General features: G+C 63.0%; 12 protein-coding genes. 7 read left to right on the top strand and 5 right to left on the bottom strand.

The annotated features are described in order from the left end of the window. Window positions 1-900: a pseudouridine synthase gene (locus KB449_RS08220; RefSeq protein WP_282907911.1), complete on the top strand. Its 900-nt coding sequence runs from the start codon at window positions 1-3 to the stop codon at window positions 898-900. After that, window positions 897-1,706, top strand: a complete 810-nt coding sequence (locus KB449_RS08225; RefSeq protein WP_282907912.1) for a Cof-type HAD-IIB family hydrolase — start codon at window positions 897-899, stop codon at window positions 1,704-1,706. The genes KB449_RS08220 and KB449_RS08225 overlap by 4 nt, the downstream gene beginning before the upstream one ends. A gap of 66 nt (window positions 1,707-1,772) precedes the next feature. Here the strand turns inward: KB449_RS08225 and KB449_RS08230 are convergent, their stop codons facing one another. From KB449_RS08230 to KB449_RS08240, 3 genes are all read right to left on the bottom strand, one after another. Next, window positions 1,773-1,868 carry a YjcZ family sporulation protein gene (locus KB449_RS08230; protein ID WP_282907913.1) on the bottom strand — a complete coding sequence of 32 codons (96 nt, stop codon included), beginning with the start codon at window positions 1,866-1,868 and terminating at the stop codon, window positions 1,773-1,775. A 174-nt stretch (window positions 1,869-2,042) separates the two neighbouring features. Then, the gene (locus tag KB449_RS08235; protein WP_282907914.1) at window positions 2,043-3,425 is read right to left on the bottom strand and encodes an RsmB/NOP family class I SAM-dependent RNA methyltransferase; all 1,383 of its coding nucleotides are present in this window, start codon (window positions 3,423-3,425) and stop codon (window positions 2,043-2,045) included. 14 nt (window positions 3,426-3,439) lie between these two features. Continuing rightward, complete coding sequence (locus KB449_RS08240) at window positions 3,440-4,603, bottom strand: GGDEF domain-containing protein (RefSeq protein WP_282907915.1); 1,164 nt, start codon at window positions 4,601-4,603, stop codon at window positions 3,440-3,442. A 156-nt stretch (window positions 4,604-4,759) separates the two neighbouring features. Between KB449_RS08240 and KB449_RS08245 the strand changes: the two genes are divergently transcribed. From KB449_RS08245 to KB449_RS08255, 3 genes are all read left to right on the top strand, one after another. Further along, window positions 4,760-5,902 (top strand): glycosyltransferase family 4 protein, encoded by a 1,143-nt coding sequence (locus KB449_RS08245; protein ID WP_282907916.1) that lies wholly within the window; start codon window positions 4,760-4,762, stop codon window positions 5,900-5,902. 42 nt (window positions 5,903-5,944) lie between these two features. Further along, window positions 5,945-7,225: a metallophosphoesterase family protein gene (locus KB449_RS08250; protein ID WP_282907917.1), complete on the top strand. Its 1,281-nt coding sequence runs from the start codon at window positions 5,945-5,947 to the stop codon at window positions 7,223-7,225. A 247-nt stretch (window positions 7,226-7,472) separates the two neighbouring features. Next, window positions 7,473-10,892 (top strand): AAA family ATPase, encoded by a 3,420-nt coding sequence (locus KB449_RS08255; protein WP_282907918.1) that lies wholly within the window; start codon window positions 7,473-7,475, stop codon window positions 10,890-10,892. Window positions 10,893-10,954: 62 nt separating this feature from the next. On the opposite strand, the gene KB449_RS08260 is transcribed toward KB449_RS08255, so the two are convergent. Both KB449_RS08260 and KB449_RS08265 read right to left on the bottom strand, forming a co-directional pair. Further along, entirely contained in the window at window positions 10,955-12,022 is a 1,068-nt protein-coding gene (locus KB449_RS08260; RefSeq protein WP_282907919.1) for a YkvI family membrane protein, read from the bottom strand. Window positions 12,023-12,113: 91 nt separating this feature from the next. Beyond that, window positions 12,114-12,722: a hypothetical protein gene (locus KB449_RS08265; RefSeq protein ID WP_282907920.1), complete on the bottom strand. Its 609-nt coding sequence runs from the start codon at window positions 12,720-12,722 to the stop codon at window positions 12,114-12,116. A 222-nt stretch (window positions 12,723-12,944) separates the two neighbouring features. On the opposite strand from KB449_RS08265, the gene KB449_RS08270 reads away from it, so the two are divergent. After that, window positions 12,945-13,517, top strand: coding sequence for a xanthine phosphoribosyltransferase (locus KB449_RS08270; protein WP_282907921.1), 573 nt, complete (start codon window positions 12,945-12,947; stop codon window positions 13,515-13,517). 109 nt (window positions 13,518-13,626) lie between these two features. Then, a complete protein-coding gene (locus tag KB449_RS08275; RefSeq protein WP_282907922.1) occupies window positions 13,627-13,953 on the top strand; it encodes a hypothetical protein in 327 nt (108 codons plus the stop codon). Window positions 13,954-13,972 lie beyond the last annotated feature (19 nt).

Here is a 13,972-nt window from a genome sequence, read left to right on the forward strand (position 1 = left end):
ATGAAAACAAAAATGAGACTGGATAAAATGCTCGGAAATCTCGGGTACGGCACACGAAGCGGTTTGAAGGCGCTCGTTCGTCAGGGGGCGGTGACCGTGAACGGCGTCCGCGTCAAGGACCCGGGCCTGCAGATCGATCCGCATGCGGACGAGGTCGTGCTGGAAGGAGAGCGTATCGTCTACCGCGATACGGTGTACGTCATGCTCCACAAGCCGGCCGGCTTCGTGTCCGCGACCGAGGACAATCGCGAACGCACGGTGCTCGAGCTGCTGCCGGAGGCGCTTCGCGTATTTACGCCTTTTCCGGTCGGACGGCTGGACAAGGACACGGAAGGGCTGCTCTTGCTCACGAACGACGGCAAGCTGTCCCACGAGCTGCTGTCTCCGCGCAAGCATGTGCCGAAGGTTTACCAGGCGCTCGTAGCGGGTCAAGTCGGCTCGGCGGACATCGCGACATTCGCTACAGGCGTCACGCTAGACGACGGCTATGTGACGCTACCGGCAGAGCTGCGCGTGCTCGCAAGTCCGAAGCATGAAGCGGACCTGGAGGCCGAAGGCGCTGCGGGCATCGCGCGGGCGTCGTCTACTTTCACGATGGATCAGGCGTTCGAACGGCTCGACGCGTTCCCCGCGCTGCGTGCGAACCGGACGAGCTGGCAAGAAGCGGTCGCTGCAGGCGAGCCTCTGAGCTGGATCGAGCTGACGATCGCCGAGGGCAAGTATCATCAGGTCAAACGCATGTTCGAGGCGGTCGGCAAAAAAGTGCTGTACCTGCGCAGAATCGAGATGGGGCCGCTGCCGCTCGACGAATCGCTGGCGCCGGGCCAGTGGCGGGAATTAACGGAGGACGAGCTCGAGCGCTTGCGCAGCTACAAGAAAACGGAGGATCCGAAGCAATGAAATACAAGCTGATCGCGCTGGATGTCGACGGCACGCTGATTAACGACGACCATGAGCTGACGCCGAGAGTGAAGCAGGCGGTAACCGCGGCTGCAGCGGCAGGCTCGGAGATCGTCCTTTGCACGGGCAGGGGCTCGGCGAGCGCGCTGTCGGTGCTGGCGCAGCTCGGGTTGTCCGGGACGGTCATCACCCACAACGGCGCCTCGATCGTGGACGGCGAGTCGCGTGAAATTTTGCAGGAATCTCCAATCGGTGCGGACGAGATAGACCGCTATTTGGCGCTGTGCAGAGAGCGCGGCATTCACTTTGATCTAAATACGGCGTTCGACATCTACGTGGAGCAATTAAACGACCAGACAGCTTCTATGTACGCACGCATGCTGTCCGAGCCGATCTTGAGATCGCGCGAGGATCGGTATCCGGAACGGACCGTCAAAATATCGCTTTTCGCCCCCAAGGAAGACCTGGACGAGCTGGAGGGACATTGGCAGGAATGGCAGCACGAGCTGCAGACGATCCGGAGCGGAGACTACTTTATCGATCTCCAGCACAGGGAAGCTTCCAAAGGAACGGCGCTTAAGCAGTGGGCGGAAAAAAGGGGAATTCCGCGCGAACAGGTGCTGGCGATCGGCAATTATTTCAACGATGTCGGCATGCTGGAGTATGCGGGATATGGCGTGGCCATGGACAATTCCCCGCCCGAGGTCAAAGCCGTCGCGGACGCGGTGACGGCCTCGAATAACGAGGACGGCGTCGCGCTGGTGCTCGAAGCCTGTCTGGCAGGCGTATCGACGATATCGCGGTAAAGCCGCGAAAAAAGTGAAAAAGCCGGCCCGAGGGCCGGCTTTTTGGCTTGCGAAAGGATTTTAAGATCAGTAGAAGCCTGCACGAAGGATAATGACGAGCAGAATGAAGAGCACCAGAACGAACGCAGCGGACGAACCGTAGCCACCTGCAACACCGGACATGCGAATTCCTCCTTTGTCATTCAATCGGGGGCTCCGAGGGGGCGGCGGGAACCTCGTTCCCTTTGCCGCGTTGCCGCTCGGAATAATGTATAGTATGACAAAGTGCCGTAGCGGATTGGACAGATGCCCGGATCGCCTTCAATTTGGGCGCGGACCGTTAATGGCGCAGGCGTCTTAATTCGTCCTCAGACCTTTGGGATAATGATTCTTCAGTTGACCGCCGCTGGCCTTGAACCAGCCCAGCGGATAGCCGTCCGCGCAGAGAAGCCCCCATCCCAGGGCGGGCGTGCCGCGGTCGTCGAACAGCGCTTCGCCGCGCAAATAGGCCACGATCGCTTCGCTGCGTGCCGGATAATCGCGAATCAGCGCGGCTTGGTCCGCGCGGACGGCATGCGCCAGCGCATGGGCAGGCTCGAATCTGCCTTTTTTGATGTCGCCGAGATGCAAGCCGGGACGATGGGTCCGCAGTCCGCCGAGAGATTCAACCGGAAGCGGGGACCCTTCGGGCTGCGGGTACCAATACAGCGACTCGCCGAACAGAAGCGGTACGCCCGCGGCCGGCAGCGCATATCCCGGCAGCGACAACGCGGCGAACGCTTCATACAGCTTGAACGCGGAGAGAGCGCCGCCAGCGTCGGCTCGCGGAGCCTTCGCGCTTTTTGCGCGTCCCTTGTCCGGCCGGCCGGAACCATCCTCCGTTGCAGCCTCCTTCTCCAGCACGGCTGCGAAGTGTCCTTCGCCTTCGCCGCGCTGCGGCCACATGCGCTTCGTAGAGACGAGCCTGAATGCCGGATGTCCGGCCAAAAACCAGGCGATCGTCTCCTCGTTCTCCTCGCGGTTGAACGTGCAAGTGGAGTAGACGAGCCTTCCGCCAGGCTTCAGCATCGCGGCTGCGTCAGGCAGGATGTCCCGCTGCCGCGCCGCGCACATGGCCACCGCTTCCGTCGACCACTCCGCGCAGGCCTCGGGCTCCTTGCGGAACATACCTTCGCCGGAGCACGGCGCGTCGAGCATGATCTTGTCGAAGGCCTCGGGCAGACGCGCCGCCAGTTCGCCAGGCGCAGCCTGCACGACGACGGCGTTCGCGATGCCGAGCCGCTCGACGTTCTCGGAGAGAATGCGCGCCCGGCCCGGATGGATCTCGTTGGCGACGAGCAGACCTTCGCCCTGCAGCATGGCGGAGATCTGCGTCGTCTTGCCGCCCGGCGCCGCGGCCAGGTCCAGCACGATGTCGCCGGGCTGCGGGTCGAGCAGCTCTGCGGCGATCATGGCGCTCGGCTCCTGAATATAATAGAGGCCGGCATGGTGGTACGGATGCTTGCCGGGCCGGGTCGTGCCGTCGTAGGTGAAGCCCGTACCGCACCAAGGAACGGGGACGAGCCCGAATTCGGCCGCAAGCGATCGCAAAGCCGGGTTGTCGTCCGCCTCGGAGAGCTTGAGCGTATGGAGGCGGAGCCCGTAGGAACGCGGGGCCTCCATGCTCCGCAGGAACGCGCCGGTCTCCTCGCCCAATTGGGCGGCGATTCGTTCGACAAAGGTTGAAGGCAGAGCTGGCATGATGAATGGACTCCTTACAGTTGATCGTATAAAGTTACGCGATTTTTACCCGAACGCTTGGAGCGGTACATCGCTTCGTCCGCATTTTTCATGAGCTGCTCGGCCCTGACGCCCGGCTGCGACAGCGCGCACCCGACGCTTACGGTCACGATCGTCTCCTTGGCGATGCGGTTCCGAATGCGCTCGGCGACGGCGGGAGCGTCCGGCGCGGCCGATTGGACGAAGGCCACCAGTTCCTCGCCGCCATAACGGCCCGCAAGCCCGATGCCTTCCGTCTCCTCGCGGAGAATGGCGGCCGCCTGCTTCAGTACGGTATCGGCCGCCTGGTGCCCCTTGGTATCGTTCAGCTTCTTGAAATCGTCGATATCGCAAAATATCGCGCCGACAGCCCCTTGGCCCGCATGCTCCAGCGACTTCTCCAGACGGGCGGTAAAGAAGCGCCGGTTGTACAAGTCGGTCAAGCCGTCCGTAATGGAGGACCGGTATGCGGTCTGCATCAGCTCGACGACTCGCTCGAAAAGAATCATAAACAGGACGATATAATAGAATACGGGCAAAATGGCTGCCAACAGATCGAGAACGGGCGATTCAACGGCAAAATCACGTGTCAGAAACGCAGCGAGCTGGCCGAAAAAAGCGAAGAAAAGACTGACGGCATAACGCGTGCGCTGTCTGAGATGAGGCGCGAACATCACCGCGAAAAGGCCGGACAGCAGGAGCACGTAGCCGTCCTCGAGCGCGAGTAGCAGGTCCGTCCGGTTCTCGGATCCCCCAGCAAGCCCCGAGGGAGGCTCTCCCGTCGCCGAAAGCAGATTGCATACCGCGATCGTGACGCCGACGGCGAGCAAGCCGTAAAACCAGGCTCGCGTGCGCGCACGCTTCCTGTAGTATAATTCGAAGAAGGCGAAGTTAAGCGCGACGAAGGCGGCGATGTAAAGGATGCCGCCAAGCCGGGGAACCGACCGCCCCTCCACTAGGTTCAAGCCGTCGGCGAGCGCCAGCCCATGATAGACGGCGAGCAGGGACAGCGCGAGCAGAAGCAGCCGAAAGGCGCTGCTGCGATTGCCGGCGATCAGCCGGTAGGCCATAAACATCATGAGGCCGATGATCACGGCGGATGCGGCTGAGGAGGAAGCGAACAGCAGCTCGCGATTGTTCCAGAAGTCTTGAACGTCCATGCGTATCCCCTTGCGTCCGGTCCTGGAATCCGCAATTCGGCAGGCGATACGTCGACTTCGGGTCGCCCGCGCCTGCCCTCGCTTGCAGAAACATATGTTCCACTATATCATAATTTAGACAATACGAGATAGTAGGGCTATAAGGAGGAATCGCCGATGAATATTTTACAGGCGCTGTTTTTCCCCCCGGAGCAACCGGGCGGCGTATCTTCCATGGTGCCTTATATCGGAGAGCGTTTCCGCAAGATCGGATGGGAAATAGAGCTGTTCTCGATTCCGAAGCGAATCCGGAACAAGGGGCAGGAACCGTTTGAATTCGATACGTTCGATTGGCGCCTTTATGCGGGCAACCCGGTCGTGGACAAATATATGCAGACGCTAAAGGATTACGTATGGTGGACGAAGCTGCGGCTGAAAAGCGGCTATGACTTGATCCATGCCCATCATCCCGTCGCGGCGCTCGCGCTGCGGAAGATTTACCCCGACACGCCGCTCGTCATGACCGTCCACTCCAGCTTCGAGCGGGAGTTGATTCTGAACGGACGCATCGCGGCGGACGGACCCGAGCACCGGTTCCTGACATCGCTATACGGCGAGCTCGAGGCCAAGACGGACAAAATGCTGACGGTGTCTCATTCGTTCGCCGGCTATATGGGCGCATATATGAAAAGTCCCGAGCGTATCGGCGTCATCCCGAACGGGTACGACGAGCGGCGCTTCAAGCCGATCTCCCACGACAACGAGGTTGCCCAGATCGTCACGGTCTGCCGCCTCGTCCCGGCGAAGGGCATCGACCTGCTCATCAAAGCCTGTGCCGAGCTGCGCAAAAGGGACCGCAAGTTCGTGCTGCATATTATCGGAGACGGCCCGATCCGTCCCGAGCTGGAGAGCCTGGCGCAGGCGCAGGGCATATACGACGACACGATTTTTTACGGTTACATGCTTCACCCCGAGGAAATGCTGCCGTTTTTCGATATTTTCGTGCTCCCGTCGCGCGCCGAAGCTTTCGGCTCCGTGTTCGCCGAGGCTGCGCTCTGCCTGCTTTCCCTGATCGGCACCGACGTCGGCGGCATCGCCGAACAGATCGAAGACGGCGTCAACGGCCTGCTCGTCCCGGGAGAGGACCCGCAGGCGCTTGCGGACGCCATCGACAAGTTTATACTCGATCCGCACTATCGCTACGAGCTGGCGCGCGCCGCCTGGAATAAGGCCAAAAAGACGTATTCGCTGAGCCGCGTCATCCAGGAGCTGAAAAAAATTTATATCGATCTCGGTCCGCCGGTCGAAGAGACGACCTGAGGCGTCTGGAACCGATAACCATCTTGAATCGGAGTTGAGAGGATGCAGCCGTCATTTCGGTTCATGCATGCCGCCGACCTTCACTTGGACAGTCCGTTCCGCGGACTGTCCAAAGTTCCTTCTGCGGTCCGCGAGCGGCTTAGAGATTCGACTTTAAAAGCGCTCGACAAGCTTGTCGAAACGGTGCTGCGGGAAGAGCTGGACTTCCTGGTGCTGTCGGGCGATCTGTACGATGCGGCAGACCGGTCGCTTCGCGCGCAGCTGCGCATGCAGAAGGCGATGGGCAGGCTTGCGGAGGCGGGCGTGCAGGTATTTGTCGTGCATGGCAATCACGATCCGTCCGGCGGCAGGTCCGCGCGGCTCGATTGGCCCGCGTCCGTGCACGTATTCGGAACGGAGGAGGTCGGCTGTCAGCCGGCCTATACGCGCAGAGGAGAACTGGCGGCGCATGTGTACGGCATTTCGTATATGGAGTCGGCTGTCAAGGACAATCTGGCCCTGCGCTACCGGGTGCGCGAAGGCGCTCCCTTTCACCTCGCCGTGCTCCACGGCAACATCGACGGCCTGGAAGGGCACGACAATTACGCGCCCTGCAGGCTCGCGGAGCTGGCGGCATCCGGCTTCGACTACTGGGCGTTCGGCCATATTCACGACCGGCGCGTGCTGCATGAATACCCGCATGTCGTCTATCCGGGCAATATCCAGGGGCGAAGCATCCGGGAAACGGGTCCGAAAGGCGCCTATCGCGTCGACGTATCGGAGCAGGGACGTATCGAGCTGGCGTTTCGCGAGCTGTCGGAAGTCAGATGGCTCGTCAGCGAGGTGCGGATCGGCGAAGAGGACGGCGAGCAGACGCTTCAGGACAGGCTGCTTGAAGCAGCCGAAGACGCGCGTCGCGAAGCCGAAGGCAGACCTCTGGTGCTTCGCCTGCGGCTCACGGGCAGCGGGGCGCTGCTTGAGCGCCTGCTGCGGGACGGCGAGGCGGAGGAGTGGGCCGCCGAGCTGAGGAACTGGCTGGGGGAGCCCGACGAGCGGGACGATTGGGTCTGGGTCGAGCGGATCGCGGTCGAGTCCGGCGGCGATTCGCGAGCGAAGGATATGGCGTCGGAGGACGGGTTTTTGGGCGAGCTGCTGCGGCTCTCCGCGGCGACCGCGTCCGATCCGGCGGCCTCGCGGACGCTGCTGCGCGAAGCGGCCGAGCCGCTGCGGCATCATCCCAAGCTGCGGCAATGGCTGGACGGGCGCGACGACGGGCAGCGGGCCGAGCTGATCTCGCGCGCGGGCGAGCTTGCGGCGGCGCTGCTTCGCGATAGCGGCGAATGAGGCATGCGCAAGGACAACAAGGCGCTGCAGGAGCGGCAATACAAGAGCGGCAATACAAGAGTGGCAAGACAAGAGCGGCATGACAAGAACGGCAATACAAGACTGGCAAGACAAGAGCGGCATGACAAGAACGGCAATACAAGACTGGCAAGACAAGAGCGGCAAGACAAGAGCGGCATGACAAGAGTAAGAAGGGTTGCCGTTGCCGCAAAAAGGATCGAGCGTAATCCGGCAAGGAGGCGCAAGGATGTACATAGAGGAACTGCATATCGACGGCTTCGGTCCGCTTGCCGGCGTGCGGCTTCGGTTCGATGCCCAGGCGATCGTCATATGGGGACCGAACGAGGCGGGCAAGAGCACGCTGCTCCGGTTCATGCGCAGCATGCTTTACGGCTTCGCGACGCGCGCCCAGCTGCCCGAGCGGGGCGAGCCCGTCGGCGGCGGCCGCCATGGAGGCAGGCTTGTTCTGCGGGACGAGCGGGGCCGCCAGCGAATTCTCGAGCGGTATGCGGACGCGCCTCAGCGCAAGGGGGCGCCTGTCGCGACGCTGCGGGAGGCCGAAGGCGGCGAACGTAGGCTGACGCAGGCCGAGGTCGAGCGGCTGCTGCTTGGCGGCGTGTCGGAGCAGCTGTTCAGGCAGCTGTACGCCGTCAGCCTGGACGAGCTGCATGAGCTTCGTTCGCTTAAGGGCGACGAGATCGGCAATTTTTTATATCACGCCGGCATGGCCGGCGGCGCGGCATTGACTGCGGCAGGCAAACGGCTGAGGGCCGAGATGGATCGTTTGTACCGGCCAAAAGGCTCCATACAGGAGATGGGCGAGCTGCTCGCTCGAATCAGGGAGCTGGAGAGCCGGCTGAGACAGGGCCGCCAAGGTCTTGGCGCCTATCAGGAGGCGCTCGAACGGCTCGCGGCGCTGAACGATCGCGCGGCTGAGCTGGAGCGCGCGCTGCCGCAGCTGCGCGCCAAAGCCGCCGAAGCGCAAGGCGCGCTCGACGGCCGCGAATGGTGGCTGCGCGCCTCCTCGCTTCGCGCGGAGGAGGAAGCGATTGCGGAAGCGCTGACGGCAGAGATGCGTTCGGCCGAACCGCTGCCGGCGGAGGCGGCTGCCGAATGGCGACAGCTGAGCGAGCGTAAAGCGTCCGCAGGCGACGCGGCGAGGCAGGCTGCGGCAGAGCGCGGGCGGCTCGAGGCGGAATATGCCGGACTCTCGTGGGACGAGCGGCTGGTAGACCGTGCGGGCGAGCTGGCGGCAATGGATGTGCGCGGCGATGCGCTCGAAGCAAGACGGGGCGAGCTGGCCGGCCTGGAATCGGACATACGCCTCGCGGAGGAGGCTGCGGCCGCTGCGCTGCTTCGGCTCGGGCCGGGGTGGCGGGAGGCGGACGCGGAGGCCGTCGCCGCGCTCGGCGAGCGGGAGGAAGCGCGCGTCATCGGCGAGCGCCTGGCCGAGGAGGAGCGAAGACGCGAGCTGCTGGCTGCCGAGGCGCAGCGATTGCGCCGCCAGCTCGCTGCGTTCGATCAGGAGGCGGAGCGCCGCATAGGCCAGGCGGCAGGGAGCCGGCGGGGCGTTTATCGCTTCAAGCCGGATACGCGCGACGGACTGCTGCACGCCTGGCATCGGCTGGACGACGCGCTGCAAGCGGCGGAAGCCGCGCGGCGCGAATGCGCATGGGCGGCTTCTGCCGCGGAGGCGGCGGGACTTGGCGCGCAAGCTGCGGCAGCTCACGTCCTCGTCGCTGAAAACGACCATGAGGTGAATATGCGCGCAGACCGCGGAGGCGGCAGACGGACTGCCGGGAGCGGCAGAGGCAGGGGGAGATCCAATCGCCGCAATAACGCGTCCCGTCCGGGTATCTCGTACGCGGCCGTGCTGCTTCTTGCGGCAGGAGCTGCGGCAGCGCTGATCGCCGCCCTCGTCTCGCGAGACGGACGGTTTGCGTATGCGGCGCTTGCGGCAGCGCTCGCGATCGGCTCATGCACTGCGGCATGGGCCTGGCGAAGGCCAACCGGCGCGGCGAGCGGCGCCGGTCTTGATCCAGCCGCTGCGAATGCGCTGCTGCGGCGACTGGCCGCTGCCCGCGAGGCAGAGCGGCGAACGCGAAGTCAGGCCGGAGATGCGCTGCGGCAGCTGCTCGCGCAGCGTGAGGCCGAAGCCGAAGCGGCGGCCTCGCTGGATCCGGAGGCAGCCGCATTTGACGAGAGCGAGGGCGCGTCCGAAGCTGGCGCTGCCGGAGAGCTGCGTCTCCGTCTGCGGGACGAGGTCTATGGCGAGCTGGATCGACTCGGAGAAGCGGAGGCGGAGCAGGGACGGCTAGCCGAACGGCAGGCGCGCAGAGAGGCGCTCGCGCGCGAACTGGCCGGCGCGGAGAGCGAACTGGCGGAGACGGTGGAAGCCCTCCGCGCCGTTCGCGCGGACTGGTCCGCATGGCTGGCCGCGCGCAGGCTGCCGGCCCAGCTGCAGCCTGCAGCGCTCCCCGAGCTCGGACAGCTCGCCGAGCAGGCGCTGCAGCAGCTGCGGCAGCGGGCTAGGCTCGCGGCGCGGGCCGATGCGCTTCGGGCGGAGCGCGACGCGTTCAGGGCGGCTGTAGCGGCGCTGCTCGCGGCATGTCCGCCCGCTGCGCATAGCGGCGGCGACGCAGCGCTCGCGGTGAAGCTGCTGCACCGCGAAGCGCGGGAGCAGCTCGACATAGCCGCCGCGGCCCGCGGGCTGGAAGAGCGGCTGCGGCAGGCGGCAGCGGCGGAGGCCGCAGCGATGTCCGCGCTCGAAACCGCCGAAGCGGCTGCCTCCGCCGTTATCCGGGCGGCAGGCGCGGACAGCGAGGACGCCTACGCGCTCCGCCTTGAAGCGGACGGCCGCCGCAGGATATTGCGCCGGGAGCGCGCGGAAGCGGAGCTTAGGCTGTCCGCCGGCCGCGGCGAAGCGGAACTGCAGTCGCTGCTTGACTTGCTGGAAGCGCATGACGAAGGCAAACTGGCGATGCTGGCAGAAGAAGCGCGAGAGGCGGTAAGCTCGTGCGAAGCGGAGCGCGCCGAGGTGCTGGACGCGCGCGGGCGCTTGTCCGAGCAGCTGGAGCGACTTCGTCGAGAGGCGGAAACGGAGGAGACGGCGTTCGAGCTGGAGGAGCAGCAGGCGGAGCTGGAACGGCTGGCAGAGCGGTACACGCTGCTCGCGGCGACGGCCGAGCTCATCCGGCGGACGCGCGTTACGTTCGAAGAGGAGCGGCAGCCCGCCGTGCTGCGGCAGGCTTCTGCCTACTTCGCGGAGTTGACGGAAGGGCGATATACGCGTATCGCGGTGCCTGGCGATACGCCTGATCTGCTCGCGGAGACCGAGGATCGCCGGATTGTCGGGAGCGCCTTCCTGAGCCGAGGAACGCAGGAGCAGCTCTATCTGTCTCTGCGGCTCGCACTGGCGGGCGCCGCTTCGCGCGAGCAGGCGCTGCCGCTGCTCCTGGACGACCTGTTCGTACATTACGACGAGGCACGGCTTAAGCGGTGCGTAAACGTCCTGAACCAATTAGCCGAGAACCGGCAGGTACTGCTGTTCACTTGCCACAGGCATGTCGCAGAGACGCTCTCGGCAGGCATGCCCGGTTCGCAGCTGCTGAAGCTGACAAAGCTGACGGCGCGGCAAGACGACAACAGGGGCTTGAGCGAATCTTGAACGCGGGATTGATGACGCGAGAAATCATACGCTCAACAACGATCGGCTTAAGAAGCGCGGATTCAAGAAAAGCCTTCGGGCGGGGCGGGCGGCGGTGCCGGGCGCACCCTGTCTCTGCCCATGAGCATGACCCATCCGAGGCTCAGCATGCCGAAGATCGGGTACAGCGTCGTCAGCAGGGGGCCAAACCCGAACTGGCCGGCCATAAAGCATAGCAGCAGCACCAGGACGACGAGCGCGTTCAACGGAATTTTCACACGTTCCTGGAGCTGCAACGACAAGCCGTAAATATCCGCGACGAGCGTCGTGAAAATTTCCATAAAGATCAGGAACACGAAGATCCAGTGAATCCACGGACCGATTTCTCTGGCGATGCCGCCCATCGGGATGTCGAACTGCTCGACGCCGGGCATGCGCGAAGACAGCGCCAGATGGCCGGCCAGCAGCATCGCGCCGATGCCGATCCCGCCGATCCATGCCCCTCTGCGCAGAACGACGGGATCGCCGATCCGCGCGCCGAGCGGCACGAGCACGGCCTGCGACATCGAGAGGTTGAAGGCGCCGTACAGGAAGGGGGACAGGATAGCCGCCCAGGGGGACAATTCCATCGGCAGCGTCATCCAACGGTCGGCGCCTGGACCACGAAGCGTTTCGATGACGAGCACGGCTGTGAATATGATCATGACCGGCACGACCAGCGTGTTGATGGCGAGAATCGCGCTCATGCCCTTGCGAAGCAAAATGAAGCAAGCAGCCATCGTAATGAGAAGGCCGCTCTGGTAGTTCAGGTTCAGATGCTCCGAAAATAGCGAGCCGGCACCGGCCAGCATGACCGCATTCACGCCCAGGAGCACGAGCAGCATCAGGTGGCTGATCCATGCGCCGGCCTTCGGTCCGAACAGATGCCTGTTCAGGTCCTCATACGATCTGGCGCGCATGGTTGCCGACATCAGCATCATTTTGGCGCCAAGCCAGACGAACAGCGCGGTGGATACGAGGATCATCGGCCCGGCCCAATTGCCGAACCGCGTAAAAAATTGCAGCACTTCGCGTCCGGTAGCGAACCCGGCGCCGACGACCGTGCCGATGAACGTGAATGCAACCTGCAGGCTTAAGCCCCATCGCCTCATCTTCGGCGGACCTCCCCCGACTCGTCCGTGTTTGTCCACTTTGTAGTCTATGAGAGAGGAGGACGCGCCATGACAAGCCTGGGGGAATGCGTCAAACGAGCGCCGAGCCGATCAGCTTGATCGTGACGACCTCGTCCGCGACAGGATCGAGATCCAGGCGCAGAATACCGCCTTCGACGTCTGCAGTCATCGACGAGGAGGACGGAGCGGCCTTCAGAGACAGGCTCCGTGCGGCATCAGCCGTCGAACTGCCGACCTCGACGTCGGAAAGGCCGGAGGGAACGGCGGCTGACGAGATTTCTACATAGACGACATGCTCGGACGTATCGAAGCCTACCGTTAATCCGCCATATTCCCGGAGCTCGACCGTAAGTCCCGCTTCAGGCAGCGTATAGCTGTCGTTGGACGGTACGCCGATCTCGGTTTCGGCGTCCGCAAGCGACATGCCGAGCGAAATGCCGCCGAGGCTGGGCTCCCGAGATAGCGATGCTTGTGGCGTACCGGCCGGATCGCCGTCAAGTGAATGTATCGTTACCTCGGGAGTCGGGCTTGAGATTGCGATCGAAGCCTCGGCGGAGGGGATGGAGGTTGCCGCCGCCGGGTCGTCTTGCGCGCTGCCGCAGGCGACGGACAGCAGAAGGACGCCGGTCGCCATTGCGCCGAGGAGCAAATGCCGCTCTATGCGTTGGCTGTTGGACATTCGGACACCGCCTTACATTCTTTTCTATATTTAGTTGGACCCGCTTGGTGGCGATAAAGTTGCTGCATGCATGGGAATTGAGCAGTTTCTCATGGGTCTCCCGTCGTAGGCGGGAGGCGGAAGAGGTACAAAGGCCCGGAAACTTTTGCTTTCCGGCCGGTGTTGCGCGAACGCGCAGGGATATGGTATTTTATTCGGAAAAGAGTGGACGGGGAGATTGTCATGGATATTTTAAAACAACGGATTTTAGAGGAAGCGACCGTCGTGAGCGCAGGCGTACTGAAGCTTGACTCGCTGCTTAATCACGGCGTCGATCCGGGCCTCACGATGGAGCTCGGCAAGGAATTCGCGCGGCGTTTCGAGGGACGGGACATCACGAAGGTCGTGACGATCGAATCATCCGGCATTCCGGTCGCGTTCGCCACTGCGCTCGTGATGAACGTGCCGCTCGTATTCGCACGCCGCAAGAAGACGCTGCTTAACGAGCCCGATGCTTATTGCGAGCGCGTGCCTTCTTTTACGAAGGGCATCGTCACCGACCTGCTCGTGTCGCGTCACCTGCTCAAGGCCGAAGACCGGGTATTGTTCATCGACGACATCATCGCCAACGGAGACGCCGCGAGAGGCTTGCTCAAGATTCTCGAACAAGCAGGCAGCTCGGTGGCAGGCATCGGGATCGTGCTGGAGAAATCTTTTCAGGCGGGCGGGAGGACGTTGCGGGAGATGGGCTATCAGGTCGAATCGCTCGTCAAAATCTCTTCTTTGGAAGGTAACGCCATAACTTTCGAGGACTAGTCCCTACTTTATGTAAGATAATCCCAAGCCCAACCTTGAAGAGAGGTCTTCCCGTCGGGCTGCCATTTGTTCTATAATAAGGCTAAGTGCAGAGGGAGGCGAGCAGCAAATGGGAGACATGAACGTGTCGCAGCAGTTTTTCGTCGACAAGCTGGAGCAAGCCAAGATCCATTTCGAGCGAGCGCTCGACTGCAAGCATACGGAGTTCGACGACCTGTATCCTTATATGATCGAACATCCGCAATTTTTCTGGTATAAACGTTACGTCGCTTGGTCGGAGCTTCTCACGATCGTGAAGCTCTGCGACGAGCTGGAGATCACGTGGACGGAGCAGTTCACGGAACGTCAGGCCGAGTACGTGCGAGGACGCGTTATGTCGAGCAAGGTGCTTGACTACTGGTACGAGACCAACGAATCGCGCGAGCATGTCGGCTGAGCAGCTGCTGCGTTGAATA

The organism is Cohnella hashimotonis (assembly GCF_030014955.1).
GTDB lineage: Bacteria > Bacillota > Bacilli > Paenibacillales > Paenibacillaceae > Cohnella > Cohnella hashimotonis.